Annotated in this window: 3 protein-coding genes; 1 reads left to right on the top strand and 2 read right to left on the bottom strand. The window is 29.0% G+C overall.

The features are described from left to right. A partial coding sequence (locus tag DFQ09_RS18595; RefSeq protein ID WP_147298382.1) for a hypothetical protein occupies nt 1-544 on the bottom strand: 544 nt, incomplete at its 3' end. 154 nt (nt 545-698) lie between these two features. Here DFQ09_RS18595 and DFQ09_RS18590 point away from each other — a divergent pair. Further along, nucleotides 699-920, top strand: coding sequence for a helix-turn-helix domain-containing protein (locus tag DFQ09_RS18590; RefSeq protein WP_115813118.1), 222 nt, complete (start codon nt 699-701; stop codon nt 918-920). 560 nt (nt 921-1,480) lie between these two features. On the opposite strand, the gene DFQ09_RS18585 is transcribed toward DFQ09_RS18590, so the two are convergent. Next, nucleotides 1,481-1,942, bottom strand: coding sequence for a UPF0158 family protein (locus DFQ09_RS18585; RefSeq protein WP_115813116.1), 462 nt, complete (start codon nt 1,940-1,942; stop codon nt 1,481-1,483). Nucleotides 1,943-2,179 lie beyond the last annotated feature (237 nt).

Here is a 2,179-nt window from a genome sequence, read left to right as displayed (position 1 = left end):
TGATACTATGACTTTTTCGTTCTTTACCCATTAAAATAAGGGCAGTATAGCGAAACCACAATTCTATATATTGGTGGAGCATAAAAGCCGCTTGAGGAAGATTGCTTTTTTCGACAAAAAACTTAACACCATCCATAAACGCAGCCATTTTACAACGTTCTTTTTCGTAAATCGATTGTATCTGATCTAACGTTTTTCCTGTTGCATAATACTCATGAAAACTATCTAATTCTGAATTTGGATTATAGAAGATTTGTTTTTCCCATGAGCAGCCATGAATAAAAAATAAGTTTTCTTCTTTTAATTGGTGATGGGCATATTCAAAAGAAAATATTCGGTATAAGAATTCTGTTTCCTCTTGAAATATTTTAGCAACCATCGCTGATAATTCTTTGGTTAAGGAAGAACAATTTCCTTGCAGTATTATGATTAATAAATGTTTGAGATATTTTCCTCCTTCGTCTTTTGATTTGTATACATACTTAATTTCTAAAAGAGATTTTAGTTTGTCTATGATGTGTTTAATATGTATTTCATTATTCATACCTTATTTCTTTTGAATAGTAACTTTATTAATTAATCTTTAGAATATCTAAACAAATCTATATAAAAACTATTTAAATTCAAAATTAAACTTTAGTAATTCTATCTTTTTCTATATTCAAAGTATATTTATATATATAAATTCGAAATTATTTATGACATCCTTAGGTTTGTATCTTACAAAAAAATCAGTTAATAGAGCCTTGGTTTCAAGGCGTACTCGTATAAGTCAGGCTAGGCTTTCCCAACTGAGTTCTAATAAATCAACTAAGTTGCGAGCAGAAGAACTTTATTTAATTGCTTTAGCTATTGATGTGGATCCTGGTGAATTATTGAAGGAGGTTTATAAAGACCTTAAACTTCCTAAAGAATGTTGATCAAAAGATCATTGTGAGCTAAATCTATTTGCTATGTTCATTATATGGTTGGCTAATGATATAAGTGAAGCACTTTATTTTTTTCTAGTTTGATTAATAAGTTTCTCAAATTACTTCTATTCAATCGTTTATAACATAATGAGAGTAATATTTACACCTAAGTTAAAAACGAGGGTAATATTTTATTAAACTTACTTTAGTAAATAAAACAAATGTTGGTAGTAGTCCTCTTTAGTCTGAGAAAATTTAAAAAGAATATTCCATATAAGACCTCATTATAACGACCACAGGTAAGTTTAGTAACAACTTTCTTGTCTTAAAATATGACTACAGATCAAAATTAAATTAAGTTGAGAAATATATTATTTAAGTGCTGTTTTGATGCTTGAAAATTCATTAAAGCTTGGAGACATCTTTATGAGCTAATCGAAGCCAAAGGAAAGAATAAAAATCAACATTAATTGCAATGTGTAATAAATTACTGAAAGTAGGCTTTTACTATCGCAAAATCAGACTTAATATTTGATGCAGCAGAAGTACGCTAGTGAAAATTAATAGGTTTATTCGTTTTTTGGCTTAGCACTTTGCTGTGCGCAGGCTTTTCTGCTCTCTAATTGATTTTCTACTATTTTTTCCAACTCACTTTTCTTAAATTCAAACCACCTTTGTCTATATTCAGAATGGTCAATTTTATGCTTAAAATTCTGAAATGGCTTTTTATTTTCTAAAATATTTTCCAATTGTGATTTTAGATTTTGGTCAGATAACTGCTCAACAAAAAGTTCCATAATTTTAAACGACTCAAAGGTTTCTAATGTCTCAAATTTTATAAAATCCGTTTTATGTTTTCCCACTTTTTCTAAACTGTCACTAAAAGCCTCTTTAAATTCATCCTCGTCCGAAAATTGTGAAAAATTCGGAATTGCAACAATTTCGTAAGTTTTAGAATTGTAATAACAGTCAAATCCGCAATCCAATTCTTGTGCTATTTCCTTTATTATTTCTGACTGTCTTTTTTTCATTAGATTGCTCTTCTCTGATACTTTTCAATTAGTTTTAATTCGCTGTTGTTAAATATGGAAATCTGTTCTGAATACCGTCTAATTACTTTGTCATTTTTGTACATAATGTTTAAAATTATGTAGCCTTTATTCAGGACGACTCACATTGCTGCAATACTGTATTCCTCTATCCGAATGATGTATGAGTCCTTCAATACTTTTAGCTTGATAAATAGCCTTATTAAGGGCTCTCACGCA

The sequence above is a fragment of the Winogradskyella pacifica genome, from assembly GCF_003386275.1.
Classification (GTDB): Bacteria; Bacteroidota; Bacteroidia; order Flavobacteriales; family Flavobacteriaceae; genus Winogradskyella; species Winogradskyella pacifica.
The sequence above is the reverse complement of the archived record's forward strand: the minus strand, read 5'-3'. Positions and strand labels throughout refer to the sequence as shown.